Source organism: Variovorax sp. (genome assembly GCF_035634955.1).
Classification (GTDB): Bacteria; Pseudomonadota; Gammaproteobacteria; order Burkholderiales; family Burkholderiaceae_C; genus Variovorax.
The window spans coordinates 247,350-273,738 of sequence record NZ_DASQBZ010000015.1 but is presented as its reverse complement, the minus strand read 5'-3'; the positions used below and the strand labels follow the sequence as shown (position 1 = coordinate 273,738).

General features: G+C 70.0%; 24 protein-coding genes. 9 read left to right on the top strand and 15 right to left on the bottom strand.

Annotation, left to right across the window (positions count from 1 at the left end; all coding sequences use genetic code 11):
* Window positions 1-21: 21 nt before the first annotated feature.
* The 5 genes from VES41_RS06195 to VES41_RS06175 are packed head-to-tail and all read right to left on the bottom strand — an operon-like array spanning window position 22 to window position 3,786.
* Window positions 22-480, bottom strand: a complete 459-nt coding sequence (locus tag VES41_RS06195; RefSeq protein WP_324814337.1) for a RidA family protein — start codon at window positions 478-480, stop codon at window positions 22-24.
* Entirely contained in the window at window positions 477-1,703 is a 1,227-nt protein-coding gene (locus VES41_RS06190; protein ID WP_324814334.1) for an amidohydrolase family protein, read from the bottom strand. Before VES41_RS06190 ends, VES41_RS06195 begins: the two co-directional genes overlap by 4 nt.
* On the bottom strand, window positions 1,700-2,530 hold the full coding sequence (gene otnI / locus VES41_RS06185) for a 2-oxo-tetronate isomerase (protein WP_324814331.1): 831 nt from the start codon (window positions 2,528-2,530) through the stop codon (window positions 1,700-1,702). The genes VES41_RS06190 and otnI overlap by 4 nt, the downstream gene beginning before the upstream one ends.
* A gap of 40 nt (window positions 2,531-2,570) precedes the next feature.
* Window positions 2,571-3,254 (bottom strand): aldolase, encoded by a 684-nt coding sequence (locus VES41_RS06180; RefSeq protein ID WP_324814328.1) that lies wholly within the window; start codon window positions 3,252-3,254, stop codon window positions 2,571-2,573.
* A 46-nt stretch (window positions 3,255-3,300) separates the two neighbouring features.
* Entirely contained in the window at window positions 3,301-3,786 is a 486-nt protein-coding gene (locus VES41_RS06175) for a GFA family protein (protein WP_324814326.1), read from the bottom strand.
* Window positions 3,787-3,912: 126 nt separating this feature from the next.
* Between VES41_RS06175 and VES41_RS06170 the strand changes: the two genes are divergently transcribed.
* Window positions 3,913-4,335, top strand: a complete 423-nt coding sequence (locus VES41_RS06170) for a PaaI family thioesterase (protein ID WP_324814324.1) — start codon at window positions 3,913-3,915, stop codon at window positions 4,333-4,335.
* Between the two features lie 68 nt (window positions 4,336-4,403).
* Window positions 4,404-4,775 (top strand): hypothetical protein, encoded by a 372-nt coding sequence (locus tag VES41_RS06165; protein WP_324814321.1) that lies wholly within the window; start codon window positions 4,404-4,406, stop codon window positions 4,773-4,775.
* A gap of 37 nt (window positions 4,776-4,812) precedes the next feature.
* Here the strand turns inward: VES41_RS06165 and VES41_RS06160 are convergent, their stop codons facing one another.
* Both VES41_RS06160 and VES41_RS06155 read right to left on the bottom strand, forming a co-directional pair.
* Window positions 4,813-6,816 (bottom strand): PhoX family protein, encoded by a 2,004-nt coding sequence (locus tag VES41_RS06160; protein ID WP_324814319.1) that lies wholly within the window; start codon window positions 6,814-6,816, stop codon window positions 4,813-4,815.
* Between the two features lie 114 nt (window positions 6,817-6,930).
* Window positions 6,931-8,094: a murein transglycosylase A gene (locus tag VES41_RS06155; protein WP_324814316.1), complete on the bottom strand. Its 1,164-nt coding sequence runs from the start codon at window positions 8,092-8,094 to the stop codon at window positions 6,931-6,933.
* On the opposite strand from VES41_RS06155, the gene VES41_RS06150 reads away from it, so the two are divergent.
* Both VES41_RS06150 and VES41_RS06145 read left to right on the top strand, forming a co-directional pair.
* Window positions 8,093-8,224 carry a hypothetical protein gene (locus VES41_RS06150; RefSeq protein ID WP_324814314.1) on the top strand — a complete coding sequence of 44 codons (132 nt, stop codon included), beginning with the start codon at window positions 8,093-8,095 and terminating at the stop codon, window positions 8,222-8,224. The genes VES41_RS06155 and VES41_RS06150 overlap by 2 nt on opposite strands.
* A 73-nt stretch (window positions 8,225-8,297) precedes the next feature.
* Window positions 8,298-8,960 carry an OmpA family protein gene (locus tag VES41_RS06145; protein ID WP_324814312.1) on the top strand — a complete coding sequence of 221 codons (663 nt, stop codon included), beginning with the start codon at window positions 8,298-8,300 and terminating at the stop codon, window positions 8,958-8,960.
* 31 nt (window positions 8,961-8,991) lie between these two features.
* Here the strand turns inward: VES41_RS06145 and VES41_RS06140 are convergent, their stop codons facing one another.
* The 4 genes from VES41_RS06140 to VES41_RS06125 are packed head-to-tail and all read right to left on the bottom strand — an operon-like array spanning window position 8,992 to window position 16,662.
* Window positions 8,992-9,639, bottom strand: a complete 648-nt coding sequence (locus VES41_RS06140; RefSeq protein ID WP_324814309.1) for a response regulator transcription factor — start codon at window positions 9,637-9,639, stop codon at window positions 8,992-8,994.
* Between the two features lie 2 nt (window positions 9,640-9,641).
* The gene (locus VES41_RS06135; RefSeq protein WP_324814306.1) at window positions 9,642-11,708 is read right to left on the bottom strand and encodes a PAS domain S-box protein; all 2,067 of its coding nucleotides are present in this window, start codon (window positions 11,706-11,708) and stop codon (window positions 9,642-9,644) included.
* 31 nt (window positions 11,709-11,739) lie between these two features.
* Window positions 11,740-12,555, bottom strand: a complete 816-nt coding sequence (locus VES41_RS06130) for a carbon-nitrogen hydrolase family protein (protein WP_324814303.1) — start codon at window positions 12,553-12,555, stop codon at window positions 11,740-11,742.
* 15 nt (window positions 12,556-12,570) lie between these two features.
* Window positions 12,571-16,662: a YhdP family protein gene (locus VES41_RS06125; protein ID WP_324814300.1), complete on the bottom strand. Its 4,092-nt coding sequence runs from the start codon at window positions 16,660-16,662 to the stop codon at window positions 12,571-12,573.
* A gap of 25 nt (window positions 16,663-16,687) precedes the next feature.
* On the opposite strand from VES41_RS06125, the gene glnE reads away from it, so the two are divergent.
* Both glnE and VES41_RS06115 read left to right on the top strand, forming a co-directional pair.
* The gene (glnE, locus tag VES41_RS06120; protein WP_324815003.1) at window positions 16,688-19,471 is read left to right on the top strand and encodes a bifunctional [glutamate--ammonia ligase]-adenylyl-L-tyrosine phosphorylase/[glutamate--ammonia-ligase] adenylyltransferase; all 2,784 of its coding nucleotides are present in this window, start codon (window positions 16,688-16,690) and stop codon (window positions 19,469-19,471) included.
* Window positions 19,464-20,705, top strand: a complete 1,242-nt coding sequence (locus tag VES41_RS06115) for a septal ring lytic transglycosylase RlpA family protein (RefSeq protein ID WP_324814297.1) — start codon at window positions 19,464-19,466, stop codon at window positions 20,703-20,705. The genes glnE and VES41_RS06115 overlap by 8 nt, the downstream gene beginning before the upstream one ends.
* A 46-nt stretch (window positions 20,706-20,751) precedes the next feature.
* Here the strand turns inward: VES41_RS06115 and VES41_RS06110 are convergent, their stop codons facing one another.
* Window positions 20,752-21,609, bottom strand: coding sequence for a ferritin-like domain-containing protein (locus VES41_RS06110; protein ID WP_324814295.1), 858 nt, complete (start codon window positions 21,607-21,609; stop codon window positions 20,752-20,754).
* 116 nt (window positions 21,610-21,725) lie between these two features.
* Between VES41_RS06110 and VES41_RS06105 the strand changes: the two genes are divergently transcribed.
* A complete protein-coding gene (locus tag VES41_RS06105; protein WP_414719045.1) occupies window positions 21,726-22,343 on the top strand; it encodes a glutathione peroxidase in 618 nt (205 codons plus the stop codon).
* Between the two features lie 359 nt (window positions 22,344-22,702).
* Here the strand turns inward: VES41_RS06105 and VES41_RS06100 are convergent, their stop codons facing one another.
* Window positions 22,703-23,317, bottom strand: a complete 615-nt coding sequence (locus tag VES41_RS06100) for a glutathione S-transferase N-terminal domain-containing protein (RefSeq protein ID WP_324814292.1) — start codon at window positions 23,315-23,317, stop codon at window positions 22,703-22,705.
* A gap of 109 nt (window positions 23,318-23,426) precedes the next feature.
* On the opposite strand from VES41_RS06100, the gene purB reads away from it, so the two are divergent.
* Window positions 23,427-24,806 (top strand): adenylosuccinate lyase, encoded by a 1,380-nt coding sequence (purB, locus tag VES41_RS06095; RefSeq protein ID WP_324814290.1) that lies wholly within the window; start codon window positions 23,427-23,429, stop codon window positions 24,804-24,806.
* A 46-nt stretch (window positions 24,807-24,852) separates the two neighbouring features.
* Window positions 24,853-25,413, top strand: coding sequence for a YaeQ family protein (locus VES41_RS06090; RefSeq protein WP_324814287.1), 561 nt, complete (start codon window positions 24,853-24,855; stop codon window positions 25,411-25,413).
* Window positions 25,414-25,444: 31 nt separating this feature from the next.
* Here VES41_RS06090 and VES41_RS06085 read toward each other — a convergent pair whose 3' ends face one another.
* A complete protein-coding gene (locus VES41_RS06085; protein WP_324814285.1) occupies window positions 25,445-25,747 on the bottom strand; it encodes a putative signal transducing protein in 303 nt (100 codons plus the stop codon).
* A 19-nt stretch (window positions 25,748-25,766) separates the two neighbouring features.
* Window positions 25,767-26,222, bottom strand: a complete 456-nt coding sequence (locus VES41_RS06080; protein WP_324814282.1) for a DUF3717 domain-containing protein — start codon at window positions 26,220-26,222, stop codon at window positions 25,767-25,769.
* Between the last annotated feature and the right edge of the window lie 167 nt (window positions 26,223-26,389).

The following is a 26,389-nucleotide window of genomic DNA, read 5'->3' as shown; positions in this document are numbered from 1 at the left end:
CCGGCGGCACCGCGCCCGCCTTCAGGCGCGGGGAAGGTACACGGTCGCCTCGACCTCGATCCACACGTTGTCGCCCGGCAGGAAGTTCGACACTTCCACCACCGTGCTGACCGGTGGATCGCCGGGGTAGAACAGGCCGCGCACGCGGCTGTAGGCCGGGTAGTGGTCCAGCCGCCGGAAGTACTGGACCAGCTTGACCACGTCTTCCATGGTGCCGCCGTGCTCGGCCGCCAGCGCGCGGATGCGCTCGAGGACGAACCAGCTTTGCGCCACGATGGGCGCCTCGAACACGTCCACCGACATCTGGCCGGTGGCGTAGCCCAGTGCCTGCAGCGCGGTGCGCGCCGTCTCGGGAAGCTCCTCGTAGCTGGCGACGGCGCGGCGCGTGGACGGGTCGACCGCCACCACCCCGCTCATGAAGACGAAATCGCCCACGCGCCGGGCGGCAGCGTAGCGGGCCATCGGTTTGCCCATGGTCATGTTGCGGTTTCCTCGTACTGTTCGACCTGCTGCTCATCCTGCCGCAACGGGCGGCCGTCGCGGATCACGGTGCGCTGCAGGCCCCCGGCGTGCAGCAGGTCATGCTCGTCGGCGGCGGCCAGTCGCACCAGGTCCGCCGGGCAGCCCGGCGCGATGTGCCCGCTCCAGTCCAGCTCCAGGGCCCGCGCCGGGCTGACGGTGATCGCATCGAACCAGTCCGTCGCCGGCGCCAGGTGCGCCATCTGGACGCCCAGGCCGAAGACCTGCAGCAGGTCGTGGCTGCCATAGGGGTAGAAGGCGTCCTGCACGTTGTCGGTCGCCAGGCAGGCGCGCAGGCCTGCCACGGCAGCCTCGCGGATGCGAGTGATGCCGCGCGGCAGCGGTGTCTCGTCCCACGCGCCCTGCAGGTAGAGGTTGGTGGTCGGCAGGGCGACCAGCGCGATGCCGGCCTCGGCGCACAGGCGCAGCGTGTCGCGCGCCTGCACCGCGTCCTGCACCGACAGCGAGCAGGCGTGGCCGCAGGTGATGGGCCGCGCCAGCCCGCGCGCGAGTGCCAGCTGCGCGATGGCGCGCAACCCGGTGGCGTCGGCATCCAGGCCCTCGTCGACGTGGAAATCGAGCGCCAGCCCGAACTCCTGCGCCAGGTCCAAGACGTGGCCGAGCTTGTGCACGATGCCTTCGTTCCGATAGACGAAGGCGCCCAGCACCCCGCCGGCCTGGCGCACCGCCGCGGCAATGCGCCGCGCCGCCCGCGCGTCGGCGAAGACATCCAGCGGCGTCAGCGCCACGAACTGCAGCGTCACGCGCCCATGCCAGCGCTCGCGCACACGCTCGAAGCACTGCAGCGCCACCGGCGGCTCCGCGTCGGGCCAGTCGAGGTGCGTGCGCATTGCGCGGGTGCCGCACTGCCAGGCTTCGCGCACCGCGCGTTCCATGCGCTGCTCGATATCCTCGGCGCGCCATTGCGCCCGATGCCGCGCGGTTCGGTCGATCGCCGTGAACAGGTCGCCGTTGGCGGCGCCGACCTCGCGTACGGAGAAGGCCTTGTCGATGTGCACGTGGGCGTCGACCGGGGCGCTGATCAGCATGCCGCGCGCCCGCTGGACGGGCGAGGCGACGATGTCCGCCACGTGGGCGCCCTCGATGCGTACGTCGAACACTTCGGCGGCTGCGCTTTCGAAGCCGCGCAGCACGCGCGGAATGTGCAGGGCCTCGAGCTTCACGGCGCGGCGGCTCCGGCCGCCAGCCGCCGGCGCAGCCAGCCCAGGCCGTCGGACGTGCCGCCGGGCACCGCGCCGCGCGCGGGCCGGTATTCGCAGCCCACCCAGCCCTGCCAGCCGCAGGCGGCCGCGACTTCGTCGATCACCTCGAAGATGTAGTCGTGGTTGATCTCGCCCACGTCGGGCTCGTGCCGCTGCGGTGCGCCGGCGATCTGGAAATGCCCGACGCGGCCGCTCGGCAGGTGCTTGCGGATCTTCATGGCGAGGTCGCCCTCGACGATCTGGCAGTGGTACAGGTCCATCTGCACCTTGAGATTGGGCGCGCCGACCGCCTGCACGATCTCGTGCGCATGGTCCTGCCGGTTCAGGAAGAAGCGCGGGATGTCGCGCGTGTTGATCGGCTCGATCAGCACGTCGCGACCGGCCTGGGCCGCCTGCTGCGCGGCCCATTGCAGGTTGTCGACGTAGCCGCCGGCCAGCGCCTCGCGGGCCATGCCGTCCGGCACCAGGCCGGCCATGACGTGGATGCGTGGGCAGTCGAGCGCATGCGCATAGTCGAGCGCGCGCAGCATCGCTTCGCGGAACTCCGCCTCGCGCCCGGGCAGGCAGGCCAGGCCGCGTTCGCCGGCGCCCCAGTCGCCCGGCGGTGCATTGAACAGCACCTGCTGCAGCCCGTTGGCGTCCAGCCGTGCGCGCAACTCGCGTGCGTCGTAGTCATAGGGGAAGAGGTATTCGACGGCGCCGAAGCCATCGCGCGCGGCGGCGTCGAATCGGTCGAGGAAATCGAGCTCGGTGTAGAGCATCGACAGGTTGGCTGCGAATCGTGGCATGTGCTTTTCTCGGATGGGTCTTTCGTTGTGCCGGCGCCGATCACCAGCGGGCGCCGAACTGGCGGCGCAGTTCGTCGATGCGTGTCTCGTCCAGCGGCGCCGGACGGTGCTCGCCGCCGCGGCTGCCGGCCAGCCACCACAGGCGCGCCGTCTCTTCCAGCTCTTCGAGCGTTGCCATGGCGGCGGCCGGCGTGTCGTGCCAGACATTCGGGCCGAGGCGCTCGAGCATCACCGCGCGGATCGGCGTGCCGCGCGCGCCATAGCGCTCGATGGCCTGCGCCACCGCCTCGGCCGCCTCGGCGGCGCCGGGGCGGCGGTAGGCAATGCGCGGCACGTGGCCGACCTTCATCACGAAGTACGGCGTGAGGGCGGGTAGCAGCTCGGCTCCGCCGTCGGCATCGAGCGTGAGCGCCACGCAGTGCGTGGAATGGGTATGGATGACGCAGGCGGTGCCGGCGTCGAAGCGCCGTGCGCTGCCATAGATGCGCGCATGCAGCGCGATGGTCTTGCTGGCACGGTCGCCGGCCACCTGCTGCAGGCTGGCGTCGAGCCGCGCCAGCCGCGCCGGATCCAGAAAGCCCAGGCAGGCGTCGGTGGGGGTGATGAGAAAGCCGCCATCGTCCAGGCGCACGCTGATGTTGCCGGCCGTGGCATGCACCAGCCCGCGCTCGAACAGGCTGCGGCCAACGCGGACGATTTCTTCCCTGGTCTCGTTCTCGGTCATTGCGCGACTGTAAAGGCCCTGTCCGCGCGGCCGCAGCGGCATTGGCTCACGACGGCTCGCCCGTGCCGGGCCGGGCGGTGCCGCGCGGCCGTCGCTGCGGCCATTGCGGCAAGCCATCGTCGATGACGTACCACGGCGCCTTGGACGCCACGAAGATGTGCCACTGCTGCGGCACCTGGACGGCCGTCTCCAGCGTGCCCAGGGTCACGTCGACGCTGCCCTGGTCCGGCGCATGTTCGCTCACCCAGGTGATCGGCGACCCGCAGTGCATGCAGAAGGTGCGCGTGTTGCCCGGCGATGAGACATAGCTGCGCAGCGAATCCGCGCCCTGGGTGATCCGGAAGTGCTCCGCCGGTACGGTGGCGTAGGTGGCGAACGCGGCCCCGTGCGCCTTGCGGCACATGCTGCAGTGGCAATGCGAGGCCCGGTCGATCACGGTGCCGACCTCGTAGCGCACCGCGCCGCACAGGCAGCCGCCACGATAGGGCGGCCCCTTGTCATGGCCTGATCGGCCGGACTCGTGAGTATTCATGGGCATGACGCATGAGTGACAGGAACGACGTGCAAGCCGCCGATTCTGCGACAAACCGTCGCGCAGGTGATTGCATCGCGCGGAGCAGGCGCGCGACGCTCGGGGCCCGTCCACCAGGAGCCTTGCATGAGCAATGCGCAACAGGTCCGCGAAGCAGTGCTGGCGATGCCGATGGCCCGCACGCTGCAGCTGCAGTTCGACCATCTGGAGGCTGGCCGCTCCGAGATCCGCATGCCGGTGCTCGATGCGTTCTGCTTCCGTCCTGGCCAGTTGCAGGCGACCGCCGTGTTCGCCATCGCCGACTTCGCCGCGGTGTCGGCGGCCGGCACCGTGCTGCCGAACGGCTGGATCAACGCCACCATCGACGGCACGCTCAAGCTGATGGCGCCGGCCCGCGGCACGCACTTGCGCGCGCGCGGGCGGGTGGTCGACGCAGGCCGCCTGCTGACGATCTGCGCGGCCGAGGTCTACGCAGTCGAAGGCGGCGAAGAAACCTTGTGCGCCACCTTGCTGGGCACGGCGCGCAATATCGATCCGGCGCGACATTGACAGGCGCGGTGCGCCTCGGCGCCCGAGCGTTCATACTGGGCCCCGAAGCCACGACATCGAGGAACCCCATGCGTATTCACATGCCACGTACGGCGCTTGCCCTGGGCGTACTTTGCCTGGCCGGCGCCAGTTGGGCACAGGGCACCCCCGGCACCGCCCCACCCAACTGCGACGGCGTACAGCAGGACCGGCAGGCCTGCCTGCGCGAGGCAGGCGCCGCCCGGCAGGCTGCGGGTCAAGGTGCACTGACGCACGAGAACGCGACCTCCGAAGAGGCCAACGCGCTGGACCGCTGCAAGCGCCTTCCGGCGGCCGACCAGGCGGACTGCCAGGCGCGCGTGCGCGGCGCCGGGGGCGGCGCCAGCACGAGCGGCAGCGTGATGGGCGGCGGCGTGCTGCGCGAGACGGTGACGCCGGTCCCGGCGCCGCCGGCCAAGTAAGCGGCCGCGGGCCTCGCGCGCCGCGGCCGCCACGCCTTCAGGCCGCGCTGGCCTGGAGCGAGGGCTGCAGCGGATCGGCCGTCAGGTAGCCCACCGCCGCGCCATAGCGATCCTTGTAGTTCGCGCGGATCAGCGGATCGAGCGTGGCTTGCACCTTCGCGTGCAGGCCGCTCCAGTCGCCCGGGTGCTGGAAGTTGCTCATGATGTAGGTCCAGCCGTGGATCTCGTCCACCGCATGCAGGCCGGTCGACTCGGCGCCGGCCGGCGTCGACAGGATGCGCGACAGGTCCTTCGTGTCGACGTTGTAGGCCCACAGGAAGTTGTTGACGTGGTTGCCACTGTCCTCGCCGATGAACAGCGTGCGCATCTTCTCCGAGAACTTGAGGTTGTCGGGGCTGGCGATCCGGTCCGGATTCGCGGTGTTGCCCAGCGCATCGGCACTGATGTCCTCGCCGACCAGCAGCATGCGGGTCGAGGTCGGCACCCATTCGCTGGCAATGGCCGCGCCGCCGGTATCGCCCTGGCCTGCGCCCAGTTGATGTGCAGCGATGCCGCCGGCCTTGAGCGTCTTGGCCAGCGCGATGTTGGTGTCGGCGCTCCAGCCCTTGCCGCCGCTGATCATCGAGTCCTGGATGTTGGCCAGGGCCGAGTAGGCCACCTTGTCGGCCGCATTGACCGTCGTGCCTTCCATCTTCGTGAAGGCCATGCTGGCACCGGCCAGCGCGGCGTAGCGGTGCGTTTCCAGGAAGGCCGCAGCCTTCTCCATGCCGGGCTTGAGCTTCACCCACTGCGCCGCGCCGTTGTAGAAGATCTTGGTGTAGCTGGCGTCGGCCGGGTCGACCGTCTTCAGGTCCATGATGTCGGTGGCAGCCAGGGTGTCGGCCAGGGCCTCGATCTCGGCGCTGGTGGCATGCCCCAGGTTGATCCAGCTGATCGCGGCCGGTGCCGCCGCCGGGTCGATCGACAGACCCGGCGCGTACTTGGCCACGTACAGCGTGCCCGCGGAAAGGTCGGCCTCGCGGTCGGCCACGAACATGAACAGGCCGCCGTTGGTGGCGTCGTCGCCCATGAGCACGGTGCGCTTGTCCGGCATGACCTGCACCAGCTCGTGCGAGATGCGACCCAGGCAATAGTGCTTGGTGATGGTGCCGGTGCCGTCCGGGTTCACCGTCACCTCCGGCAGGTGGCCGTAGTGGTACGGCCGGGCCGTCGTCTCTTCGCCGAACACGTTCCGGCTGAAAGCCTTGAACGAGGCGGAGCCGGCCGCGGTGAAGGCGTCGGGTTCGTATTCCTCGCTCGACAGGTGGGTGTTCCACGGCGACAGGCTGGCACCGCAGGTGATCCACAGTCCGTGGGCGGCCGACGTATCGACGTTGTGGTACTTGGCCAGCTCGAGCTTGCCGGTGGCCGGATCCTGGTCGAGCGTGAGCACGGCGATGGGTGAAGGCAAGGTGCCGTAGGTGTCGTTGCCGGCCTGGTCGCGCGATGCATATTCGAACTGGACCACCGCGAACACGGCCTTGCCGCGCAGGCCCGGCACGCTGGCGTTGTCCAGTGCCAGCAGCGAGCTGCCGTCGGGGCAGTCGGAGAAGAACTGGCGCTCCTTGCCGGGCACCGAGGCGTCGATGATCGGCTGGTTGCGCGCATCGAAGTAGCCGCCGGCCAGCACCTTGCCGCCGTTACCGTCCGGCACCTGGTCGCCGGTGATGAAGAAGGGCCGGTAGGCCAGCTGGTAGCTCTTGCTGCTGCCGTCGTCGAAGGCCACCTTCATGACCGAGGCAACGCTGGTGGTGGCCATGGCGGCCGGGTCCGCCAGGCTGGGCGCGGGCATGCTGCCGAACGTGGCCGACACGTAGTTGGGCGTGGCCGCGGCAGGCGCCGGGGCGGGTGCGGGCGCCGGCGCCGGCGCCGGTGCCGGCGAATCAGAGCCGCCGCCGCAGGCGGTCAGGAATGCGGCGCCGCCCAGGGGCAGCAACGGGGCGGAGAGAAACTTCAGTGCCAGGCGGCGCGACGGACGAAAGGCGTTCGTGGGTTCGGTCATGTTTCTTGGTGTGGGGAAGAAGACAGCCCACGACCATAGAAACGCGACATGACAGCGCCGTGCAACCCCCGTGAAGGATCGATGACACCGGGCTTCACGCCCGGCGTGACGGCTTCAGGGTTGCGAAGCTTGCCGCTCGGCGCGCGGCCACAGCACCCACAGCCGCAACGGCTGGTCGACCGCGGACGCCAGCCGTCCGGCTTCCGGCCCGGTGCCGGCGAAGAAATCCGCCCGCACCGCGCCGACGATGGCGCTGCCGGTGTCCTGCGCCACGACCAGGCGGTTCAGCTGGACCGCAGGCCCGCTGGAGGCCAGCCACACCGGCGTGCCGTAGGGAATGCTGTCGCGGTCGACCGCGATCGACCGCCCGGCAGTCAGCGGCACGCCCTGCGCCCCGCGCGGCCCGAAAGCGGCATCCACCTCGCTCATCGGCTCCTCGCGGAAGAAGATGTAGCGCGGATTGCTCCAGAGCAGTTGCTGCAGGCGATCGGGATTGGCCGCCGCCCAGGACTTGGTTGCGTCGGGCCACGGCGTGATGCGCGTGACGCCCTGGCTGAGCAGCCATTGATTGACGCTGCGATACGGCTGTTCGTTCGACCCGGCGAAGGCCAGGCGCACCACGCGCTGCACGCCATTCGGCTCGGTCAGCCGCACGCGCCCGGACCCCTGGATGTGCAGCATCAGCGCATCGATCGGATCGGCCAGCCAGACGAGTTCGCGCCCGCGCAGTGCCGCTTGCGCCTGTGCCACCGTGTCGATCTGCTGGCGCGTGAACCAGGGACGGCCCTGCGCCAGTCCGGCCGGCGGCGCGTAGATCGGAACGGTGTGCGTCGCGTCGGGACGCCGCGCGCCGTCGAAGATGGGCTCGTAATAGCTGGTGAGCTTGCCGCTGGCCTGCCCGGACATCGATTCGACACGGTAGGGCTGCAGCCGCTGCATCATCCATTCGCGCTGCTGTGCCTCGTCGGCCAGCGAGAGCTGGCGCATCTCGCCGCACAGCGGCGCGATGGCGGCATTCGGGCGCGCGCAATTGGCGATGAGGGCGACCCAGGCCTCGTTCAGCGCATCCTCGGAAAAGCCCGGCAGTTCGCTCCAGGGCGCGGGCACCCATCGGCTCTTGGGATGGGCCAGCGAGCCGGTCAGCGGGGGCAACGGCGCTTCGGGGCGGGCCGCCGGCGGCGTCGGCGGCCCCTCGAGCGAGCGGCGCGGCCCGGTACTGCACGCAGCCAGGGTTGCTAGGATCACGCTCCCAACGAGCGCACGGAGTCCACTTTTCATGGGTCTGATTTTGCTGGAAGCCCTGGCCGCCCTCGCGGTGCTGGTGTTGATTGTCTGGTGGACCATGTTCTCGGGACGCAAGGACAACGGGCCGGACGATGCCGACGACGAGCCCGGCACCAAGCGTTGACTTTGGCTGACACGCCCGGCGTGCCCGACCTTCGCATAATGGCCGCCAACCTCATTCCCAGGAAGGGCATCCAATGAAGAGACTGATTCTTTGCGTCGCAGCCACCGGCATCCTCGCCAGCGGCTGCGCCAACATGAGCGACACCCAGAAGACGACCGGCATCGGTGCCGGCGCCGGCGCATTGGCCGGCGCGGCCATCGGCTCGATGACCGGCGGCGACCGCGGCGCGATCGGCGCCGGCGCGGCCATCGGTGCGCTGGCAGGCGCGGCCGGCGGCTACCTGTGGTCCCAGCGCATGGAGAATCAGAAGCAACAGATGGAGCAGGCCACGCAAGGCACCGGCGTGGCGGTCACGCAAACGGCCAACAACGAGCTCAAGCTGAACATCCCGAGCGACGTGTCGTTCGACACCGGCAAGGCCAACATCAAGTCGAACTTCGCGCCGATCCTCGACCAGTTCGCCACGGGGCTGCGCAACAACCCGAACGCCGAAGTGCGCATCATCGGCCACACCGACAACACCGGCACCGACGCGATCAACGACCCGCTGTCGATCCAGCGCGCCGCCAGCACGCGCGACTACCTCGTCTCGCGCGGCGTGCCGGCAGCGGCCATCCGCATCGACGGGCGAGGCTCGCGCGAACCGGTGGCGGACAACAACTCCGCGGCCGGCCGGGCACAGAACCGCCGCGTCGAGATCTTCACCGGCGAGCGCGCGCCGGCAGCCCGCGGCTGAGCGCCACGCTCATTCCCACCACGGGTAGCTGTCAGGCTGCCCGTGGCATCCCGCGCAACAGGTTGGCCAGTTCCACGGCCGACTTGACCTCCATCTTTTCGAATACGCGCGCGCGGTGCACCTCGACCGTTCGCACGCTGATCGACAGTTGGTCGGCGATCAGCTTGTTGGGCAGCCCCTCGATGACCAGCTGCGCCACCCGGCGTTCGCGATCGGTCAGTTCGGCCAGCCGCGCCGCGATGACGCGACGCTCGGCCTGGGCGGCGATGGCACGCGCCGATTCGCCCAGCGCCTGCTCGATCCGGTCGACCAGCGCATTGTCGGAAAAAGGCTTCTCGCAGAAGTCGAACGCACCCAGCTTGACCATGTCCACGGCCGTCGGCACGTCGGCGTGGCCGGTCAGGAAGATCACCGGCATGGCGTCGAGCCACCCACGCTCGCGCAGGCGTTCGAACAGCACCAGCCCGCTGGTCTCGGGCATGCGTACGTCCAGCAGCAGGCAGCGGGGCTGCGGGGGTGCGGCCGGGTTCTCCTCGGCCGCCAGGCGCTCCTCGAAGGATTCGGCGCCGGAGAAGTGCTCGCTGTGCAGGCGACGCGAGCGCAGCAGCCAGGCGAGCGCCTCGCGCACGCTGGCGTCGTCATCGACGATGAAGATCAGGCCATCGATCAGGGGTTGCATGGTCAGAAAGGCGGCGGCGAGATGCCCGCCGCCGCGAGAGTGAATCGAAAGACGGTGCCACGCGGCTTGTTGGGCTCGTGGATGAGCGCGCCGCCGTGCTGCTCGACGACGGTGCGGCACAGGCTCAGGCCCAGGCCCATGCCGTCGCCGCGGGTGGTGAAGAAGGGGGTGAACAGGCGCTGCGCGACCTGGTCGTCGATGCCCGCGCCGATGTCGGCCACGGCAAACTCGATCCAGCGCCGGCCCTCTGCCCGGCCGCCCTGGAGCAGCACCGCGCGCAGGCTCAACTCGCGCCGCACGATGCCCGGCGCATCCATGGCCTGCATGCCGTTGCGGGCCAGGTTCAGAAGCACCTGCTCGACCAGCGTCCGGTCGCACAGCACTGGCGGCAGGCCGGGCGCCACGCGCAGTTCGATGCGCACGCCCAGCTTGCGCGCCTGCAGCTGGACCAGGGGCAGGACGGCATCGATGAGATCCGACGGCGCAACGGCCTCGCGCGCCCCTTCGCGCCGGCGCACGAAGTCGTGCACGCTGCGGATCACGCGGCCCGCGCGAGTGGCCTGGTCGGCAATGCGGGCCAGCGCCAGGCGCAGGTCGTCGGCGGCCTGACCGGGGCCGGCGCCCGGCTCGAGCAGGTTGAGCGAGCCGTTGGCGTAGCTGGAGATGGCAGCCAGCGGTTGCGTCAGTTCGTGGCTCAGCAGCGATGCCATCTCGCCGACCGTGGCCAGGCGGGCGCTGGCCTGCAGACGCTCCTGTGATGCGCGCGACAGCTCTTCGACGCGGCGCTGTTCGCTGAGGTCGACGAAGGCGCTCATCCAGCCGGTCTGAACGCGGTCCGCACTGATCAGCGGCGCCTCGAAGATCAGCACGGGAAAACGCGTGCCGTCCTTGCGCATGAACACCGACTCGAAGCCCTCGCGCGGCGGCGGCGCGCCGGCCAGGCGCACGGCCTGGCGCTTCTCGTACTCCTCGGCCAGCTCAGTGGGCCAATAGGGCAGCTGCCCATGCTGGCCGATCAGCTCCTCGGCGTCGAAGCCGACCATGTCGCAGAAGGCCGGGTTCACGTAGGTGATGCGGCCCTGCAGGTCGCGTGCGCGCAGGCCTGTCACCACCGAGTCTTCCATGGCCTTGCGAAAGGCCAGGGAGTCGGCCAGGTCGCGCTCGGCCTTGAGCCGCCGGCGCGTGTCGCGCGCCAGCAGGATCAGCACCGACACCAGCGCGATCGAGATGAACGTCACCAGCCCGGTGAGCAGGTTGGGGAAAAGGTCGGGCGCGGCGCGCCAGCCGTCGATGCGCAGGCCCAGGCGCATGCCCTGCAGGTCGATGGGCTGCAAGGCGGTGAAGACCCGCGTGCCGCTGCGCCGCGGAGCGCCGACCACTGCCAGCCGGGTGCCGTCGGGCTCGACCAGCGACACCTCCTGCCCGCGCCGCAACGAGGGTGCCACCAGTTCGGTCAGGGTGTCGCGCAGGCTGTAGGCCGCCAGCATGTAGCCGCCGCCGTCGAGCGCCAGGCAGATCTGCACGACCTCCAGCCCGCCACCGTTGGCCATCATGACGAACCGGCTCGGCACGTACGTGGGCGTTCCGTCCTTGCGCGCGTTGGCGCAGGCCTGGCTGACGTCGCCGCGACCGGCCGCGCGGGTGTCGCTGTCGAACACCGGCATGCGATAGGGCGTGAACGCGCTCTCGCGCACGGCCATGCGGGCGTCGAGCCACTGGATGCGCAGCCATTCGCGGTGGGTGCGCAGCAACTCGCGCGCGTCGTCGTTCCAATGCATCGGATCGGCATCGACCCGCAGCGCACGCAGGCTCTGGGCATTGCGCTGCAGGCCGCTGCGCAGGTCGACGGCGGCATCGGCGGCGTCGCGGTCCAGCGCCTCCTGCACCTGCTGCACCTCGTGCCGGCCGGCCAACCAGACCACGGTGGTCACCAGCACCATCACCAGCAGCGCCAGCAGGGCCCACAGGAACCAACGCTGCCAGACCGCGCGCACCCGGCGATAGGCCGCGCCGGCGCGCTGCCACAGGGCGGTCGGCGGAACGTTGTCGGGAGCGGTCGCAGCGGACATGGAGGCAGCGGGAAGCAGCGCGGCGAATGCCTTACAGCACGCGATGCGTCAGCGCCGGCAGGCGCGTGCGGGCCTGTTCCAGCAGCCCGATGTCCAGCTCGCACAGCACCACGCCTTCGCCCGTCGCCTGCTGGTCCAGCACGGTGCCCCACGGATCGGCCACCAGCGACTGGCCCCATGTGCGGCGGCCGTTCTCGTGCTGGCCGCCCTGTGCGGGCGCGACCACCCAGGCCAGGTTCTCGATGGCGCGGGCGCGCAGCAGCACCTCCCAGTGCGCCGAGCCGGTGGTGTGGGTGAACGCGCTGGGCACCAGCAGCAGCTCGGCACCGGCGCGGCTGAGCGCACGATACAGCTCGGGAAAGCGCAGGTCGTAGCACACGCTCATGCCGACCCGCCAGCGGTGGCCGTCGCGGGACGGCAGGTCGAACACCACAGGCCGGCTGCCCGGCGTGATGACCCGGCGCTCGTCGTAGTGCTCGTCGCCGCTGGCGAAGTAGAACAGGTGGATCTTGTCGTAGCGGGCCACGCACTCGCCGGTCGGCGCGTAGGCCAGCGAGGTGTTGAGCACGTGGTCTTCTTCCGGGCTCTCCAGCGGCAGGGTGCCGCCCACGATCCACATGCCGAACTCGCGCGCGGCATCGGCCAGGAAGCCCTGCACCATGCCGCCGCCCGGCGCCTCGCGCAGCCGCAGCTTGTCGGTGTCGCGCAGGCCCATGGTGCAGAAGTACTCGGGCAGCACGGCGAGTTCGGCGCCCGCTTCCGCGGCCTGCCGCAGCAATTGGTGGGCGCGCGCCAGGTTGGCTTCGCGGGCGACGGCCGAGACCATCTGGATGGCTGCTACTTTCATGGTCGGTCTGCTCCTTCAGGGCCTGTCCTGCGACGGTGTCTCGCCGCCGGACTTGACCGGCGGCGCGCGCTGCACCTTGGTGATCTTCGGGTCGTCCCAGGTGCCTTCGATGTCGAACTCCTGCGTGGCGGCCATCGACAGCGGCTTGCTCAGCGCCAGTTGCGCCAGGAAGGTGGCCAGGCCGATGGCGGGATTGATCGCGGTGGCCACCAGCGCGGCGGTGCCGGCGGTGATCTCCGGCACGACCACCACGCGCAGGTCCTGGGTCTCGCGGCTGATGTCGGCCGAACCGTCCATCACCACCGCCGCATTGACGCCCTTCATCTGAAGGTTGTTGGTGCTGGCCACGCCCTGCGACACGTCGGCATCACCACGAATGAAGTCGAAGGCGAAGCCCTGGCTGAAGATGTCGCGGAAGTCCAGCGTCAGGCGGCGCGGCAGCGCCTGCAGGCTCAACACGCCCAGGAGCTTGGCGATGCCGGGCTCGGCCTTGAGGAACTGGCCCTTCTGCACGTCGACATGCAGCCTGCCGTCCATGCTCGGGTAGTCGATGGAAAAGGGCGAGCCGCTCCACCCCACCTTGCCGGAGAGCCGGCCGTCGCCGCGGCGCAGCACGTCCTTCATGCCCAGGCGCCCGAGCAGGGCGCCGGCGTCCTTGATGTCGAGCTGGAAATCCATGGTCGTGCGGCGATCGTCGCCGGCCGAGCCGCCTTCCGGCGTGGCCCAGCTGCCCTGGGCGTTGAAGGCGCCCTCGGGCACGGTCAGGCGCAGGCGGTCGAGCCGCCATTCGCGCCGCGCGCCGCCGATGTTGACCGCCTGGACTTCGGCGCGGCCGAGCTTGCGGCCATAAAGCTCGAAGTCGTCCACCACGATGTCCAGCGCCGGCAGCGTGAGGGTGCGCTCGTCGAGCAACGACTCGACCTCGCCTGCCTCCGTACGCGCAATGCGCAGGCGCGCCAGCCGCGCCAGCACCCGCCCGGCCTGCGCATGCCCGTATTCGAGATAGCCGCTGAGCTCGTCGGCGTCGATGTTGGTGCGCCACAGCGTTCCCTCGCGGCTGCCGCCCAGCACCACGTTATGAAGGCTGTGGCCGGCCAGGCGCAGTTCGCGCGCGCGTACGGCGAGGACGTTCGGCAGATAGGGCAGCGCGTCCTCGTCCGGCCCGCTTGCCGGCTCGCCTCCTGCCTTCGCCGGGGCGCGGAACAGTGCCTGCCAGGCGCTGATGTCGAAGCTCTCGAGTTGCAGCCGCGCCAGCACGCCGGCCGCGGGCGCCACCGTGGCGTCGGCCGCGCCCTGCCCCAGCACGATGCCGCCGTTGACCACCTTCGGCTGGCCGCTGCCGAGGTCGCGCAGCCAATGCGCCGACGCCGTGCTGCCGAGGCTGATGCTGATGCGGTCCTGCTGCGGCGGCAGCACGCCGCCCTGGGCCGCCCCGCGCGGCAGCAGCTTCTTTTCCACCCGCAGCGCCATGGCCTGCCCGGCCGGCTTGGACAGCGGCGCGGGCAGTTGCAGCTCCAGCCCCTGCAGGCTGCTCGAGAACGAGAATTCGGTCTGGCCGTCGCGCAGGCTGAAATCGGCCTGGTACGGCGTGCTGCCGCGCATGCGCCGCCCCAGGATGGCCAGCCAGGCGGCCGACTGTTGTGCGCGCAGGCCGTCGGCGTCGAGATCGCCCTGCATCTTGAAGGCCATGTCCTGGTTCTTGGCGCCGTAGCGGCCCTTGCCGTCCAGCCGCATGTCTCCGCCGGCCAGCCGGGCACGCAGGCCGGCCAGGTTGAAGCCGCCCTCGGTGAAGTGCACGGTGCCGCGCGTCTGCGACAGCGTGGGCAGGTCGGGCGCCAGTTGCAGCTCGTTGTCGGCCAGGCCGACGCTGGCCTGGACCTTGGTCTTCTCCATGTCCTCGAGCGGCATGTCCAGCTGCAGCTTGAACTCGGCACGGCCGGTGGCGCGCACCTTGGCCACGTAGTCCTTCGCCGGCCCGGCCAGCGGCACTGCCACACGCAGCGCCTCGGCCAGCGGGCCGGCGGCCTGCGCATCGACGTGCAGCAGGGGCGCTTCGACCGACATGTCGGCAATGCCGGCCTCGCCCCGGGCCAGTTCGATGCCGTTGGCGCCGGCCAGGCGCCCGCGCACGTTGTTCACCCGCATGCCGGCACGCTCGAAGACCAGCTCGGCGCTGGCGTCCGTCAGCGCAGGCCAGGCCAGTGCGGCGACGCTCTCCCTGTTGGCCGGGTCGCGCGAGACGGTCGGCGGAACATAGGCAAAGGTCACGTCGGAGACCTTGGCGGCAATGCGGAACTCGCCCTTGGCCGGTTCGGTGAAGGGCATGTCCCACAGATCGCCGCGCACCCGGAAGGTGACCTCGCTGGCGCGTCCGGCGGTCACCGAGTCGCGCACGTATTCGCGCGCATGCAGCGGAATGTGCTGCGGCAGGTAGCGCCACACGCGCGTGCCGTCGGCCCGGCCCAGGCGCCCTTCGAGGTCCAGCACGCCGGGGAAGCGGTCGTGGCCGGACGAGGTTGCGGGATCGCTGGTGCGCCAGCTCAGGCGGGCTTCGCCCTGCGCATCGGCATTGGCAAAGCGAAGGTTGTTCACCTGCACCTGGATGTTGTCGCCGTCGACCTTCCATTGCGTGCGCGCGGACAGCGAGTCGATCGGGATGCGCGCCTCGTCGAACACGCCCGGAAACTCCAGCGCGCCCTGCTGCATGGCGATGCTGGCCGTGCCGCCGGCCTGCGTCGCCTCGAATTCCACCGTCGCGCCTTCCAGTCCGGGCCGCCCGGCGTGGCCGGCCTGCGCCGCCGGCTCGGCCGCCAGCGCCATGCCGCTGACGCGGCCGCGCAGCTGGTAGCGCCGCGGCGCCTCGATCGGACCGTCCCAGTCGCCCTCGACCCGCTCGACCAGGCCGGCCGGCGCACGGGCGCCGAGCGCGCGGTGCACGGCCTCGCCCAGGGGCAGGCGGTCGGCGAGCTGGCCGAGCATGCGCAGGTCGAGCCGATCCGCGCGGACCGCCCCGCGCGCCGCGCTGCGTCCGCGCGGCTGCGCCAACTGCAGCCAGAGGTTGCCGCCCGGCCAGCGAACGCCGTCGTCGGTCTCGAACGCCAGCCCGGTGGTGGACAGCTCGAAGGTGCCGTCGACGTCCTTGTACGCCACCCGCCCGCTGGTCGACTTGAGCACCAGCGGCGCGAGCCCCGGCACCAGCGTGGCGTCGACGCCTTCCAGTCCGAGGTCGACGGTGGCGCCCACCAGGCGCCCATCGCGCACGTCGCCCCAGCCGCGAAGCGCGCCGCGCGCCTCGCGGACCTTCTCGTCCAGCGCGACATAGCGGCCGATGCGGCTGACGTCGATCTGCGGCAGATCGGCGAAGACCTGTCCGTCCCAGGTCTGCCATTTGCCGCTGTGCGTGGACAGCAGCGGCTGGCGCATGTCCGCGCGCAACGTGAACCGGCGGCCCCAGCCTTCAGGCGGCGTGGCATCGAGCGCCAGTTCGTGGACGCGCCCGCCGTTGCGGGCGGCCAGGCGCACGTCGGTCAGCAACAGGGGCGGGGCATTGCGGCGCTCGTCGATCCAGCGCACGGTGCCGCCTTCGATGAGCAGGTCGCGCTGCGAGAAGAACCAGTCCGCCGCCCGCGAGCCGCCCGAGGCGCTCGCCCCCGCCCCGTCCACCGACAGGCCGGCCACGTGCAGGCGAGATTGAGCGTCCATGCGCACTTCCATGGCGGGGCGCTCGATGTACAGGCGCTCGAAGCCCAGCCGCCAGAGCGAGCGCGCAGACACCGTGGCCGACACGCGCGGCAGGCGCAGCGCTTCGCGCTGTTGCGCGTCGTGCAGCACGACGTCGCGCAGTTCGATGGTCGGCAGGAAGATGCCGCGCCAGCCCTCGGAATGGGCGCTGACGGCGCCGATGCGCACGGGCACCCCGATGGAGCGTGTGGCTTGTGCCTCCAGTGCCCCACGGTATTCGCCGATTCGCGGCACAATCCAGCCGTGTAGGACAACCACCACTGCTGCGAACAAGAGCCATGCCGCCGCCACGAGGCCCAGCGCCCAGCGCGCCACTACCGCGGTGATCTTGAGCCAACGTGAAGGGGGAGACGCTGTGACATTCATTGAAGAGGGCGCGGTGCAAGGAATTATGACTGGCAGCGCCCCCGCGGGTTCCACCGAATCCGGATCGCGCAGGGCGCCGCCGCCCCTGTCGTCCTATTCCCGATTCGTCCAGCGCCTGCGCCGCCGTTACGCCGACGAACTGGCACTGCTGCCGCCCGGCGAACCGGAACATCCGCACATGGACCAGGCCTATGCCGCGCTGCGCGAGCGGGGCCACGGCGTCGGCGATAGCCTGCGCATCGTCCGCCAGCTCGTCATGGAGCGGCTGGTCACGCTCGACTGCGACCGGCAGGCCGATCTCGCCGTCGTGACCCGCGCCGTCACGCAGCTGGCCGAGTTCGCGCTGGACGTCGCCTGCCTGGAGGCCGAACGCGAGCTCGACGACATCCACGGCGCACCCACCGGCGAAGACGGCCGGCGCGCGCAGCTGTGGGTGATCGGCATGGGCAAGCTGGGCGCGCGCGAACTCAACGTGTCCAGCGACATCGACCTGATCTACGTCTACGACCTGCCGGGCGAGACCGCGGGCAATGCCCATGGCATGAACCGCGTGTCCAACCAGGAATACTTCGCCGCGATGGTAAAGCGCGTCTATGCGCTGGTGGGCGACCTGACCGAGCACGGCCTGGTGTTCCGCGTCGACCTGGCGCTACGGCCCAACGGCAACTCCGGGCCGCCCGTGGTGTCGCTCGACGCGCTCGAGGAATACTTCCAGGTCCAGGGCCGCGAATGGGAGCGCTTCGCCTGGCTAAAGAGCCGCGTGGTTGCGCCGCGCCGCGTCATCGCGGACGGCTCGGCGCAGGCCTTGCGCGCCGTGGTGCTGCCCTTCGTGTTCCGACGCTACCTCGACTACAGCGTGTTCGAGTCGCTGCGGACGCTGCACCGCCAGATCCGCGAGCAGGCCACGCGCCGCAGCGCCGGCCGGCCCGAACGTGCCAACGACGTGAAGCTGTCGCGCGGCGGCATCCGCGAGATCGAGTTCACCGTGCAGCTGCTGCAGGTGGTGCGCGGCGGCCAGTTCCCGGAACTGCGCACCCGCCCCACGCTCGACGCGCTGCAGCGCCTGGCCGCCGCCGGCCTGATGCCGCAAGCCACGGCCGAGGCGCTCGCCGCGGCCTACGTCTTCCTGCGTCGGGTGGAGCACCGCATCCAGTACCTGGACGACCAGCAGACGCACATGCTGCCGGTCAGCGACGAAGACCAGCACTGGATCGCCGCCAGCATGGGCTACGTCGACTGCTGCGACTTCCTCGGACAGCTCGACACCCACCGCGAACTGGTGGCCCAGGAATTCGACCGCCTGCTCGGCGGCGCCGAAGCCCGCAACGGCCAATGCAACGGCAACCGCTGCAGCGCAAAGCCCGCGGCGCCCACGCCGCAGGAGCTGGAAGAACTGCTTCCCGACCTGCCGCGCGCCTTCTCCGACCGTGTCCGCCAATGGTGCGGCAACCCGCGCGTGACCGCCATGCGGGAACAGGCGCAAGCGCAGCTGCGGCTTCTGGTGCGTCGCACCGGACTGTGGCTGGGCAGCGAGCCGGACGGCGATGGCGACGGACAGACCCGCAACCACGTGGACGCCGCGCTGCGCTGGGCCGACTGGCTCGAGCCGCTGTTCCGGCGCGAGAGCTACCTGGCGCTGCTGGTGGAACGCCCGGCGGTGCAGGAGCGCCTGCTGCGCATCCTCGGCGCGGCCAAGTGGCCGGCACGCTACCTGATGCTGCATCCCGGCGTGATCGACGAGCTGGCCAGCGACGCGATGCTGTCGGGGCGCTTCAACGCCGAGGAATTCGAGGCCGAGCTGGGGCAGCGCCGCGCCGCGCTGCGCAGGACGGGTGAGGACGACGAGGAGTCGCTGCTCAACATCCTGCGCCGCGCGCACCACGCCGAGGTGTTCCGCACGCTGGCGCGCGACGTCGAGGGCCGCATCACGGTCGAGCAGGTGGCCGACGACCTCAGCGCACTGGCCGACGCCGTGCTGCGGGTCACCTCCGACTGGTGCTGGGACCATGTGCGCAACCGCCACCGGGAGCGGCCGCAGTTCGCCATCATCGGTTACGGCAAGCTGGGCGGAAAGGAGCTGGGCTACGGCAGCGACCTGGACATCGTCTTCGTCTACGACGACGACGACGAGCGCGCCCCGGAGGTCTACGCCAGCTACGTGCGCAAGCTCATCAACTGGCTGACGGTGAAGCTGCGCGAGGGCGACCTGTTCGAGATCGACACCGCCTTGCGGCCCAACGGCAACTCGGGCCTGCTGACCACCAGCTTCGAGGCCTACGAGAAATACCAGCTCGGCCGCGGCAGCAATACCGCCTGGACCTGGGAACACCAGGCCATGACGCGCGCACGCTTCGTGCTCGGCGGGCCGGCGCTGGCCGAGCGGTTCGACCGCGTTCGCGAAGCCGTCATCACCGCGCCACGCGACGTCGCCGCGCTCAAGGCCGAGATCGTCGCCATGCGCGAGAAGGTGCGCGCCGCGCGGCCGGTCAAGGACGGGCATTTCGACGTCAAGCACAGCCCCGGCGGCATGGTCGACGGCGAGTTCGCGGTGCAGTTCCTGGTGCTTTCGCAATCGGCCGCGCATCCCGAGCTGATCCCCAACGTGGGCAACATCGCGCTGCTCCAGCGCGCCGAGCAGGCCGGCCTGCTGCCGCCGGGCGTGGGCGAGCGGGCCGCCGCCGCCTATCGCGCGCTGCGTCGCGAGCAGCATCGGCTGCGCCTGGACGAAGCCTCGACCCAGCTGCCCATGAGCGCGCTGGCCAACGAACAGCAGGCGATGCTCGCCTTGTGGAAGGCGGTATTTGGCTGAGCGCGCGTCACCCCTGCTGCCCGGCTCGCCCGGCACCCGCCTCGCCGGGGCGGCGGCACTGACCATCGGCGCATTGCTGGCCGGCTGCGCCAGCGGCCCGCGCAGCGATGGCGCCCCGGCCTCGCCGCCGTCCAACCTGTCGCAGTTGCCGGATGCGCAGCCGCAGGTCGAGCCCATCCGGAGCAGCGGCGGCACCGCCAAGCCCTACACCGTCCTGGGCCGGCGCTACGTGCCCATGACCGACGACCGCCCGTTCCAGGAGCGCGGCCTGGCGTCCTGGTACGGCACCGGCTTTCACGCCCGGCAGACGGCCAGTGGCGAGTCCTACGACATGTATTCCATGACCGCCGCGCACAAGACGCTTCCGCTGCCGAGCTATGTGCGCGTGCGCAATCCGGCGAACGGGCGCGAGGCGATCGTGCGCGTCAACGATCGCGGCCCTTTCGTCGACGGCCGCATCATCGACCTGAGCTACGCCGCCGCCGCGCGGCTGGGCCTGCTGGCCGGCGTGGCGCCGGTCGAGATCGAGCGGCTCACCAACGAAGACATCCGCACCGGCGCCTGGCGGCGGGACGACGCCGTTCAGCTGGCCAGCGCGGACGCCTCGCCGGGCTATGCCCCCAGCACAGCGGCCAGCCGCGCCGTCGTGGTGCCGGCGGCCATGGCGGTGCCCGTGGCGGCAACAGGCAGCGACCTGTCCGCGGCGAACGGGCCGACCGCGCCCGTCCCTGCGCCCGCGGCCGCTTCGACGGCGCCCGAGCCGCCCGCCGCGCCGTCGCTCACTCCCTCGCCCTCGCCCTCGCCCTCGCCCTCGCCCTCGCCAGCTTCTCCGCTCGCACCTGCGATCACGCCGCCGCCTGCACCGGCACGGCACCTGGACGTCAGCCCCTTGCCGCCCATGACGCCCATGACGCCCCCGGCAACCCCGTCCGTCGGCGACGCGGCGCCTGGCGCAGCCGCAGCCCCTGCCGCGGACAACGCCACGCCGCCGGGCACTGCCGAGAGCTACTGGGTGCAGTTGGGGGCTTTCCGCGCGCGCGACGGCGCGGTGGCCATGCAGGAGCGGATCGAGCGCGACACCGCCAGGCCGGTCGGCCAGTTGCAGGTGTACGAGGACGGCGGGTTGTTCCGGCTCCAGTCCGGGCCGCACACCTCGCGCGCCGACGCCGTGCAGGCGCAGGCGCGGTGGCGTCTTCAGTTGGGTGGATCGCCGATCATCGTGCAGCGACGCTGACCGGTTGCGCAGTCGGGCCGGCGGCAGCGCCGGCCGAGCGCGGCGCTCAGGCGCCCTGGTAGCCCGGCTGGGGCCCGAGCGTCGCCACCACTTCCTTGCGGTAGCGGTTGAGTTCCTGCACCGACTTGAAGCTGCGGTCGAGCAGCAGGCTCAGGTTGTGCAGGATGCGCGTGCCGACCTTGGTCTCCCAGGTGGCATCGAAGTTGATCTGCTTGTCCAGCCAGTGCTCGAGCCAGTCGGGGTCGGGCATGCGGCTTTGCACGGTGTCATTGGGGAACAGCGCCTTGCTGACGTGCAGGTTGGTCGGATGCAGCGCCTGCGCCGTGCGGCGGGCACTGGCCATCAGCACGCCGACCTTGGCGAACGCCGCGCGCGCCTCGTCGCCGAACTTCTCCAGCGCGCGGCGCATGTAGCGCAGGTAGGCGCCGCCGTGGCGCGCCTCGTCCTGGCTGAGCGTGGTGTAGATGTGCTTGATGACCGGCTCGGTGTGCCATTCCGCGGCGCGGCGGTACCAATGATTCAGGCGGATCTCGCCGCAAAAGTGCAGCATCAGCGTCTCGAGCGGCGGCGCCGGGTCGAAGTCGAACCGCACTTCGTGCAATTCCTGCTCCGTGGGCGCATGCTGCGGGCTGAAGCGCTTGAGGTATTCCATGAGCACCAGCGAGTGCTTCTGCTCCTCGAAGAACCAGATGGACATGAACGCGGAGAAGTCGCTGTCGTGGCGGTTGTCGCGCAGGAACATCTCGGTGGCCGGCAATGCCGCCCACTCGGTGATGGCGTTCATCTTGATCGTCTTGGCCTGCTCTTCGGTCAGGCGGGAGGCGTCGAATGACTGCCACGGAATGTCCCGATCCATGTCCCAGCGGACGGATTCGAGTTGTCGGAATAGTTCGGGATACAGCATGACAGTCTTTCGTTGACCTTCCAGATTTTATCTGCCGCGTGCTTTGCGGCTCCTCCGCAGGCGCGCGATGATGGCAGACCGCGCCACTACGGCACCCGCCATCACAGGTGACGAACATGAATGCCCGACTCCTGCCTACTTGTCTTCTCGCGTTCCTGACCCTCCTGGCCGGCGCATTGTCCGGCATGGCCGGTGCCCAGGGCGTCCCGGCCGCGCCTGCCTCCGGCGTTGCTCCTGCCGGGGCGGGCTGCCCCACCTTGCTTCGGCACACCTTCGATCGCCTGCAGGACGAAAAGCCACAGCCTCTGTGCCAGTACGCCGGCAAGGTGGTGCTGGTGGTCAACACCGCGAGCTTCTGCGGCTTTACCAGGCAATACCGGGGGCTGGAGGACCTCTACGCGCGCTACAAGGGCCGCGGGTTGGTCGTGCTGGGTTTCCCGTCGAACGACTTTTCCCAGGAAACCGGCAGCAACAAGGAAGTGGCAGAGTTCTGCGAGAACACCTTCGGCGTAAAGTTCCCGATGTTCACCAAGTCGTCGGTCCGCGGACCACAGGCGAACGCGCTTTTCAAGGATCTGGCGGCACAAAGCGGCCAGGCGCCCGAGTGGAACTTCTACAAATACCTGGTGGACCGCGAAGGCAAGCTGGTGGGCGCCTACCCGAGCCGAACCGAGCCGCAGGACAAGGCCTTCACGGCCACCATCGAACGGCTCCTCGCCCAGCAGCCGGGTTGATCCGCACCACGGCTCGAGAGCCGGCCTTGCCGCCGGGTAATTCGCCACCGCGCGGGGGTACGGCGCTTTGAGACACTTTGGTAGCAAACGCTTACCACCGCATCCGGAACCGTCAAAAGATCGCAGCCTCATACTCAATGCACGATGCGCTAGAGCGGTCGTGCCGTGTTTTCCCACTGCGAGGCCTTCCGGGTTCCGCCCGGCTGAAATCCTGAGGCGACTCTTCTCCTCCTCCCTCCCTCCCTCCTTCGCCTTTGGGCGCCTCGCAGTGTTTTTATTCTTCCGGTGCGCCGCTCGGCGCGGTGCCAAAGAAAAAGCGCCCTCCAGGGCGCTTTTTTTCTTGCCGGCGGACGGGTCGCTCAGGCGGGCTGCGTGTCCGCGAAGCTGGGCCGCTGCATCAGCTTGTCGTAGAGGCGCGCCAGGTTGGGGTGATCCCCTTGCCAGTCGACCTCCGGGAACCGGTAGCCGACCCAACCCAGCGCACAGCCGACCGCGATGTCCGACAGGCTCAGGTGGATGCCGCTGCAGTACGGCTTGTCGCCCAGGCCCTTGGCCATCGCCGCGATGCCGGCCACGACCTTGCCCCGCTGGCGGTCCATCCACGCCTGGCTGCGCTCGCCGTCGGCGCGCTTGGGCCAGGTGGCTTCCATGCGCCAGAGCACGCCCGCGTCCATCACGCCGTCCGCCAGGGCTTCCCAGGTCTTGACCTCGGCGCGCTCGCGGCCGGGCGCCGGGATGAGCTTGCCGACCGGCGACAGGGTGTCCAGGTATTCGACGATGACGCGCGAGTCGAACATGGCCTCGCTGCCTTCCATGACCAGGCATGGCACCTTGCCCAGCGGATTGGACTCGCCGATGGCGGTGTCGTCAGCCCAGACGTTCTCCTGGACGAACTGATAGTCCAGGCGCTTTTCGGCCATGACGACGCGGACCTTGCGGACGTAAGGACTGGCAGTGGATCCGATCAACTTCATTTGCGGGCAGGGATTCTTTTCGTGGGTTCGACTTGGGGGTACGGGGGGTCGGCGGCCTGCGGATTCTAGGGGTAACGACCGACTCTCAAGCGCCGCTTAAAATTGTGGCATGAGTCTGTCCACCGTTTCCGCCCTGTCCCCACTGGACGGGCGCTATGCCAGCAAGCTGGCAGCCCTGCGTCCCCTGATGAGCGAACAGGGCTATATGCATCGTCGAGTCCAGGTGGAGGTGGCCTGGTTCATCGCCCTGTCCGACGCCGGCTTCGCCGAATTCAAGCCGCTGACCGGCGGCGCCCGCAAGTACCTGATGGGCCTGGTCGCCAACTTCTCCGAGGCCGACGCGCGCGCCATCAAGGAGATCGAGAAGACCACCAACCACGACGTCAAGGCCGTGGAGTACTGGATCAAGTCCAAGTTCGAGGCCAGGCCCGAGCTGGAATCGGCCGCCGAGTTCGTGCATTTCGCCTGCACCAGCGAAGACATCAACAACACCAGCCACGCCCTGCAGATCAAGGCTGCGCGCGAGAACGTGATCCTGCCCGCGCTGGACGGCCTGCTGGGCACGCTGCGCACCATGGCGCACGACTTCGCCGCCGTACCGATGCTGGCGCGCACCCACGGCCAGACCGCCAGCCCGACCACGGTGGGCAAGGAAATCGCCAACGTGGCGGTTCGCCTGTCGAAGGCGCGCGAGAAGATCGCCGGCGTGCAACTGCTCGGCAAGATGAACGGCGCCGTGGGCAACTACAACGCGCACTTGTCGGCCTGGCCGGATTTCGACTGGGAGGCCTTCAGCGCCAAGGTGGTCGAGACGCCGACACCGCTGGGCCTGGGCCTGACCTTCCAGCCCTACAGCACCCAGATCGAGCCCCACGACTACATGGCCGAGCTGTTCGACGCGCTGGCGCGCGCCAACACCATCCTGGTCGACTTCGCGCGCGACGTCTGGGGCTACATCAGCCTGGGCTACTTCAAGCAGCGCCTGAAGAAAGGCGAGATCGGCTCGAGCACGATGCCGCACAAGGTCAACCCGATCGACTTCGAGAACGCCGAGGGCAACCTGGGCCTGTCGAACGCCCTGCTGCGCCACCTGAGCGAGAAGCTGCCGATCAGCCGCTGGCAGCGCGACCTGACCGACTCCACCGTGCTGCGCAACCTGGGCGTGGCCTTCGGCTATGCCACGCTGGCCTACGCCAGCCTGGCCACCGGGCTGTCCAAGCTCGAGCTCAACGAGGAAAGGCTCGCCGCCGACCTGGATGCATCCTGGGAAGTGCTGGCCGAGCCGATCCAGACCGTGATGCGCCGCTACGGCGTCCAGGGCGCCTACGAGCAGCTCAAGGAAGCGACACGCGGCAAGACCGTGTCGGCCGAGGCGCTGCATGCGCTGATTAACGGCCTGCCGGTGCCGCAGGATGAAAAGGATCGGCTGCTGGCCATGACTCCCGGCAGCTACATCGGCAAGGCAGCCGAACTGGCGCGCAGGCTGTGAGGCGCGCCGACCGCGCGGCCGGCGCCGCGCCGCGGAGGCATGCCTCATGGCGCTGAAGGCCACCATCTACAAGGCCAGCGTGGCCGTGGCCGACATCGACCACGGCTACTACGCCGACCACGCACTGACCCTGGCGCGCCATCCGAGCGAGACCGACGAGCGCATGATGATCCGGCTGGCCGCGCTCGCTCTCAATGCCCACAAGCTGCAGACCGCGTGCAACGGCGACGGCACCCTCGCCTTCGGCGCCGGACTGTCGGCGCCGGACGATCCGGACGTCTACCTGCGCGACTTCACCGGCCAGACCCGCCTGTGGGTCGAAGTCGGCCAATCGGAAGACAAGGCGCTGGCGCGCGCCTGCGGCAAGGCCGACGAAGTGCTGATCTACCCCTACGGGCACTCGGCCGAGGTCTGGTGGCGCGGCATCGAGGGGCGGGTTTCGCGCCTGTCGAACCTGCAGGTGTGGCGGGTCCCCGCCGCTGGCGCCCAGGCCCTGGCCGCGCTGGCCCAGCGCAGCATGCAGTTGCAGGCGACGGTTCAGGAAGGCCAACTGATGTTCGGCGACGGCGCGCGCAGCGTCGAGCTCGAACTGCAGCGCTGGAAATAGGCCAGCGGGTGCCGCCCTCGGGCGCCCGGCCCTAGCCCATCATGGCGCCGCAGCGCCAGCACTGCTCGAAGCCGCCTTCGACCAGCTCGCCGCAGCCCTGGCAATGCCAGCGCCGCTGCGGGCGGTCGCGCAATGCGTCCAGAAGCCGGCCGGCAAGCTCCCACTGCCCGTCATCGGCCACCCAGACCTCGGGCAGGCACTGGTCGGGCGGCAGTTCGCCGGCGGCCGCGGCCAGAAACTCGCGCTGCACCAGCGCGTCGATGCCGTCCTCGCGCAGTGCGTGCGCCCACAGCGTGGCAATGGCCAGGTTGGGCGCTTGGGCGAGGCGGCGCATGTCCTGGCCCTGGTTGCCGTCAGTCCGCCGGCGCGGCGACGTCGCCCGCCGATTCGTTCGCGACCCGGTCGGATTCGCGGGCCCGCTCGGCATAGCGGTTGAAGCGCCAGGCCGTGTCTTCCATGGTGATGCGGCGCCAGGTGACGCGCTTCTCGGCCGGCGACATGGCGGGCCAGTGCTGCACCTCGTCGAAGCTGCGGCCGCAGCCCTTGCAGGTGTCGTCGCCCTGGCTGGTGGAGCAGATGGCGATGCAGGGCGTGTCCGGGGTGGTGTGGTACCAGGCCTCCCAGGCCTCCCAGGCCTTGGGCGGGAAGCCGAACTCGTCCACCTCGTCCTCGTGGTGGAACACCATGAGCGCATACACCTCGGCCAGCGCGCGCGTTGCGGGCGCCAGCGTGACGCCGTCGGGCGAAGGACTGCGTTCGCGCCAATAGTTGATGGCTGCCTCGATGTCGGTGATGTGAATGCCAGCCATGGAAACGGGGATGCGGGACGGGCGCGAATCATAGACGCGCCAAGCCCCTTGGCAATTGAAGGACATGTTTGCTACCAAAACAATAGCAAAGAGTCCTTCAACCATCGCAGGTTCGCGAGCCTTTTGTTTTGAAGCGCGTCATTGCCCCGGTTGCCGCCAAGGTCGAG

Excerpts from the sequence above, each read along its gene's own strand:
- VES41_RS06165 (WP_324814321.1), top strand. The coding sequence starts at position 4,404 with ATGCGTATTCACATGCCACGTACGGCGCTTGCCCTGGGCGTACTTTGC.
- otnI (WP_324814331.1), bottom strand. The coding sequence starts at position 2,530 with ATGCCACGATTCGCAGCCAACCTGTCGATGCTCTACACCGAGCTCGAT.
- VES41_RS06145 (WP_324814312.1), top strand. The coding sequence starts at position 8,298 with ATGAAGAGACTGATTCTTTGCGTCGCAGCCACCGGCATCCTCGCCAGC.
- VES41_RS06140 (WP_324814309.1), bottom strand. The coding sequence starts at position 9,639 with ATGCAACCCCTGATCGATGGCCTGATCTTCATCGTCGATGACGACGCC.
- VES41_RS06180 (WP_324814328.1), bottom strand. The coding sequence starts at position 3,254 with ATGACCGAGAACGAGACCAGGGAAGAAATCGTCCGCGTTGGCCGCAGC.
- VES41_RS06085 (WP_324814285.1), bottom strand. The coding sequence starts at position 25,747 with ATGCGCCGCCTCGCCCAAGCGCCCAACCTGGCCATTGCCACGCTGTGG.
- VES41_RS06175 (WP_324814326.1), bottom strand. The coding sequence starts at position 3,786 with ATGAATACTCACGAGTCCGGCCGATCAGGCCATGACAAGGGGCCGCCC.
- VES41_RS06100 (WP_324814292.1), bottom strand. The coding sequence starts at position 23,317 with ATGAAGTTGATCGGATCCACTGCCAGTCCTTACGTCCGCAAGGTCCGC.
- VES41_RS06195 (WP_324814337.1), bottom strand. The coding sequence starts at position 480 with ATGACCATGGGCAAACCGATGGCCCGCTACGCTGCCGCCCGGCGCGTG.
- VES41_RS06155 (WP_324814316.1), bottom strand. The coding sequence starts at position 8,094 with ATGAAAAGTGGACTCCGTGCGCTCGTTGGGAGCGTGATCCTAGCAACC.
- VES41_RS06105 (WP_414719045.1), top strand. The coding sequence starts at position 21,726 with ATGAATGCCCGACTCCTGCCTACTTGTCTTCTCGCGTTCCTGACCCTC.
- VES41_RS06125 (WP_324814300.1), bottom strand. The coding sequence starts at position 16,662 with ATGAATGTCACAGCGTCTCCCCCTTCACGTTGGCTCAAGATCACCGCG.
- purB (WP_324814290.1), top strand. The coding sequence starts at position 23,427 with ATGAGTCTGTCCACCGTTTCCGCCCTGTCCCCACTGGACGGGCGCTAT.
- glnE (WP_324815003.1), top strand. The coding sequence starts at position 16,688 with ATGACTGGCAGCGCCCCCGCGGGTTCCACCGAATCCGGATCGCGCAGG.
- VES41_RS06170 (WP_324814324.1), top strand. The coding sequence starts at position 3,913 with ATGAGCAATGCGCAACAGGTCCGCGAAGCAGTGCTGGCGATGCCGATG.
- VES41_RS06135 (WP_324814306.1), bottom strand. The coding sequence starts at position 11,708 with ATGTCCGCTGCGACCGCTCCCGACAACGTTCCGCCGACCGCCCTGTGG.
- VES41_RS06110 (WP_324814295.1), bottom strand. The coding sequence starts at position 21,609 with ATGCTGTATCCCGAACTATTCCGACAACTCGAATCCGTCCGCTGGGAC.
- VES41_RS06150 (WP_324814314.1), top strand. The coding sequence starts at position 8,093 with ATGGGTCTGATTTTGCTGGAAGCCCTGGCCGCCCTCGCGGTGCTGGTG.
- VES41_RS06160 (WP_324814319.1), bottom strand. The coding sequence starts at position 6,816 with ATGACCGAACCCACGAACGCCTTTCGTCCGTCGCGCCGCCTGGCACTG.
- VES41_RS06080 (WP_324814282.1), bottom strand. The coding sequence starts at position 26,222 with ATGGCTGGCATTCACATCACCGACATCGAGGCAGCCATCAACTATTGG.
- VES41_RS06130 (WP_324814303.1), bottom strand. The coding sequence starts at position 12,555 with ATGAAAGTAGCAGCCATCCAGATGGTCTCGGCCGTCGCCCGCGAAGCC.
- VES41_RS06090 (WP_324814287.1), top strand. The coding sequence starts at position 24,853 with ATGGCGCTGAAGGCCACCATCTACAAGGCCAGCGTGGCCGTGGCCGAC.